The sequence below is a fragment of the Chryseobacterium potabilaquae genome (assembly GCF_902728265.1).
Classification (GTDB): domain Bacteria; phylum Bacteroidota; class Bacteroidia; order Flavobacteriales; family Weeksellaceae; genus Chryseobacterium; species Chryseobacterium potabilaquae.
Map to the genome: position 1 here is coordinate 1 of NZ_CACVBR010000087.1, position 4,331 is coordinate 4,331.

Consider the following 4,331-nt stretch of genomic DNA (forward strand, 5'->3'; position numbering starts at 1 on the left):
AGGAAAAAGCAAGTTTTCTTTGGGATTGTAATCTTTAAAGACTACTTTTGAAGAAGTTAACACAATGCAAATTAATCAATTTGCAACTATTAGGAAAGCCAAAGCTTTCCTTTTTGCATAAAAAAGGCTATCTCTTTTGAGACAGCCTCTTTTTTATCATAATTGTTAACTAGTAGGGGAAAATTATTTTTCTAAGTTTTATACCATTGTCAATTATTTCCCAATACAATATATATGAAGCTACCCACGGAGTTAGATGATGAATATATCAATACTGTCCTTTCTAACCTTTCATTAAAAGATATTCCTGATGAGCAGTGGAAACTGATTGAAGGTTTTGATAACTATGCAATTCCCAGTTGTAGTCGGGTAAAAAGTCGGAAACGTCTAGTTACTCTACCTAATGGAGGAGAGCAAAAGATATTAGCTAAAATTATAAAACCACAAGTTTTTAGATATTATAACAGGCATCTAAAGGCTCACTTTTATAATGTAAGATGTAATCTCAGTATTGAGGGTAAAGAAAGTGGAGTAAATTACCCCTTAGCAGGTAATCCACTCTCAAATAAGCTTAAATGCGTACCACAGACACACGAGGATTTAGACTGGAAGGAGATAAGTATGAAAACATTAGAAGGTAGAAAATCTGCATTCGGAGAAAGAAATAAAATTTATGGAAACTAAAAAGGCAACAATCACAAGAGATAAAGACAAAGCAGTACTTGTTTTGACTTGTATATCGAAAAATAACGAGATAATTTTAACTGAGGATAATCCAAATAATATAAAATAGGTTTTCAATAGTCTAATTCAAGATTAAAAAAAAGATATATTTCAGTTTGAACTTAAAGATGCCACTACTGATTTGTTTCATAATATATGTTCAATTGAATGTCGAATTACAATCAATCTACAATGAGATGGACGAATTTGATTTATTACGAATATCAAATCCTTAATCTTAAAAAGGTGTAATAGAAACGAACGGTATCAGCCTCTGGCCAAAATGAAGGAGATTTCACTAGCTGAAAGTTATTGGTTCACGGAGAAAGTTATATTTTGGTAGGGAGAACTCAGTTCTCTTTGATTCGTGACTGCGGTTACAAGTGAAACGTTAAAAAATATATTTTACAAATCTCAAAAAACGATCTTCTAAAGCAAAAAGAATGAAAAATTAAAACAATTATCGTTTGGAATTTGAGGTAATTTGTACTCTATTTTGGAGTGTATGTTTATATAGATTTTGTATCCATATAAAATTCAAAAACTGATACCATATTCCTCTTATGTATTTATCTAATATTGTACAGAATTTAAATTATTCTTAATGAAAAAATATCCAACAACCACAATTACATTTTTAAGCATTATGACGGGTGCGTTATTCACCTCCTGTAGTATGGGTGAAGTTGACGAAATTTCTTCCTCTCATCTTACAAAGGAAACTGACCATTCTGCAGAATGGTCTTCTAATAAAGGAAAAAATAATGATTTACCTAATTTCTTAAATGATAGGGGGCGTAGAGCACTTTCATTAAGTAAATCCGAGAGAAAAAAATTAGCTTTTGAATTACTTAGTGGGAGAGAATCTGTTCAAAACTATACCGCAGGAGTATGTTATCAAGCGGTGGCATTTGTAAGATTTCTCCTTGGTGACCCAATACTAAGTTCCGGAACAGAAGTTGAACATAATTATTATAATATTAATGAGAGTAGAGAATGGAATGGAAGAAGCTATTTTGCTACAGGAGATGTTATTGTCTTTAGTCGGAGAGGAAGAGAAGAATGGATTCCTTTTCATACTGCTATTGCAACAGGAAATGGTTGTGAAATTAGAGGAGTAAATGGACATTTATTAGGAACCGGATGGATTCCAGTTAATTTACGATCCGTTTTAGCAGGAACAAATTCTAGCGGAGAGGTTAATTATGATGGAAGAGTGATTTCTGTTAGGATTCTAAATCCTCGGATAGTGAGGAGTGACCTATGATTTTGAAGTTCTTAGAGTTATGAAAAAATAAAACAAGAGAGTTAGTATTAGCATAATATCCCTCAAAGTGTATAAGTTAAAAAGTTAGGGCTTGGATTTATAATCTGAGCCTTTCTTCAAAAATAATGATAAATTGGTTTAAAACAACACCCAGCTTTGGATTGATATCGTCCATTTTTATACATAATTATAAAAAATCAAATCCGGGCTAATTTACATATTTAAATTGCCATGTAATTAATCAAAATTTATTATATCCGATTTTATTAAGTTTTACACATAATCATGATTAAATTGGGATAAGATGTAAAGTATCAATAGATCCGCTACAAAAATGACTTAAATTTATGGTGTAAAGTTTAAAACATTTACCCATGAATAAACAGCAACAGCAAGTCAAGGCTCGCAAAGATTGGCTCAAAATCTATTTAGAATCAAGGTCAGTAACAAAGACGGCTTTACGTTGTGGAATTGCAAGGTCAACACTTCACCGTTGGATAAAAAGGTATAGAGAACAAGGACTGTCAGATAAATCAAGACATCGTAAAACCCTTACCAATACTAAGGTTACAAAAGAAACTGAATCTATTATCCTCGATTTAAGAGAGAAAAAAAGATGGGAAGCTGCAAGAATCTCAACCCATCTGAATCACACTTTCCGCAATGACTGTTTGGCGGATACTCTTTAAGCACAAAGTTAATCCTGTAGTCAAAAGGCGTAAAAAATCTGATTACAAAAGATACAGCAAAGAAGTTCCAGGGGATAGAGTTCAGCTTGATGTTACTAAAATTAGAAATAAAGCCTATAAATTTACAACTATTGATGATTGCACAAGAATGAAAGTTATTAGAGTTTACTCTAATAAAAAAGTAGAAAGTACTATACATTTTTTAAGTGAAATTTTGGATACATTCTATTTTCCTATACAGCATATTCAAACCGATTGGGGTACGGAATTTTTTAATTACTCCTTCCAATATGAACTGCATGAACATTTTATCAAATACAGCCCCATAAAGCCCAGATCCCCTCATCTAAATGGTAAAGTAGAAAGAACTCAACAAACTGACAAATCTGAATTCTGGTCGCTAGTGTATTTATCTGATCTAGATCTTAATTTAAATGCTTTAGCTATTGAATGGCAGGAGTTTTACAATAAGAAAAGGCCACACTTTTCTTTGAATGGGAAAACGCCTTGGGAAAAATTACAGCCTTTGGAACATTTTATTCCTATTCAGCCTGATGTTACTGCAAAATTTTTGTACTCAAATGAAGAAATATTGCCCAGAAATTATACATATTTAAGTTATATAAGACAAAAAAAATACTAATTTAGTCTCAAAGCCCAAGAGGAAGTAGGCCCTGCTGTGAAGCAACCTACAAGCAATAGGCTCTTAGATATACGGAAAGTGAGACCCACAAGGTCTCCTCTTTTTATTTCCGGTATCTTCTATGGCTAAGAAAACCCTCTCTTAATTTGGAGCGAGTCTATTGTTATAGCACATTTCGCTAAAGTGTTACTAATTATTATTCCGAAAGTAAACACAGTATAATTTCTTTACTTTAATATTTTCTGCTGACGATTGCATAGCTAAAGCTTTCGAAAAAAATAATGATCTCCATACCTAAAATATTTAATTTTTTTTTTGATAAATTTAACTTTAAGAAGTAATTTCTATCTCCCTATTTGTATTACTTGCAATAATTATTTATCAATAGGCAAGTACAGTATACACTGATTTGATGACAAGTTTCTGATTTTCGAGTAACGTCAAGAAAAGATCAGAAAGATCTATAATTTTTAGTCCCTCTTTTTAAAATTAGGGACTAAATCAAAAATGGTTCATTGTTATTTATTGGGTTGTGTTATATTACAAAAACATCATAAAGTATTTAAAACCAAAAAAAATGAATATCTATTGGTTGGCAATAAATATAGATTCGAGAGCCCTTCCTCTCTGCAAAGTGGAAAATCAAAGAAAACCAAAAGGCTTTAAATTGTAATATTTAAAGCTTTTTTTATTATTTTGGAGTATCAAAACAGATCAAAGAGTATGAAATCAGGAAAGATATCAGGTAATAGTTCGAATGCTAAACAATTAAACTCATTATTGGAAAGCTTCAGAGCAAAATTGTTTGAATGCTACAATAATTTGTTTAATGAAGGTATAGATATAGCCTGCGAAAATCTACGGAATAAATATCCCGGAATTAAAGACACTATCTCGTAAAGTGTGTAAGTTAAAAAGTTAGGCTTGGATTTATAATCTGAGCCTTTTTTCAAAAATAAGCATAAATTGGTTGAGAACAATACCCCAATTTCGAATAGGCATGGTCCAT

5 protein-coding genes are annotated in these 4,331 nt (G+C 31.5%); 4 read left to right on the forward strand and 1 reads right to left on the reverse strand.

Annotated features, from left to right (window positions below; translation table 11 throughout):
* Positions 1-234: 234 nt before the first annotated feature.
* From CHRY9293_RS18185 to CHRY9293_RS18200, 4 genes are all read left to right on the forward strand, one after another.
* Positions 235-684 carry an NUMOD4 domain-containing protein gene (locus CHRY9293_RS18185; protein WP_162034272.1) on the forward strand — a complete coding sequence of 150 codons (450 nt, stop codon included), beginning with the start codon at positions 235-237 and terminating at the stop codon, positions 682-684.
* Between the two features lie 643 nt (positions 685-1,327).
* The gene (locus tag CHRY9293_RS18190) at positions 1,328-1,990 is read left to right on the forward strand and encodes a hypothetical protein (RefSeq protein ID WP_162034273.1); all 663 of its coding nucleotides are present in this window, start codon (positions 1,328-1,330) and stop codon (positions 1,988-1,990) included.
* A gap of 374 nt (positions 1,991-2,364) precedes the next feature.
* Positions 2,365-2,679, forward strand: coding sequence for a helix-turn-helix domain-containing protein (locus tag CHRY9293_RS18195; protein ID WP_162034274.1), 315 nt, complete (start codon positions 2,365-2,367; stop codon positions 2,677-2,679).
* Complete coding sequence (locus tag CHRY9293_RS18200) at positions 2,654-3,322, forward strand: integrase core domain-containing protein (protein WP_162034275.1); 669 nt, start codon at positions 2,654-2,656, stop codon at positions 3,320-3,322. The genes CHRY9293_RS18195 and CHRY9293_RS18200 overlap by 26 nt, the downstream gene beginning before the upstream one ends.
* An 812-nt stretch (positions 3,323-4,134) precedes the next feature.
* On the opposite strand, the gene CHRY9293_RS18790 is transcribed toward CHRY9293_RS18200, so the two are convergent.
* Positions 4,135-4,331: hypothetical protein (locus CHRY9293_RS18790; RefSeq protein ID WP_228455594.1), on the reverse strand; the 197-nt coding region annotated here is incomplete at its 5' end.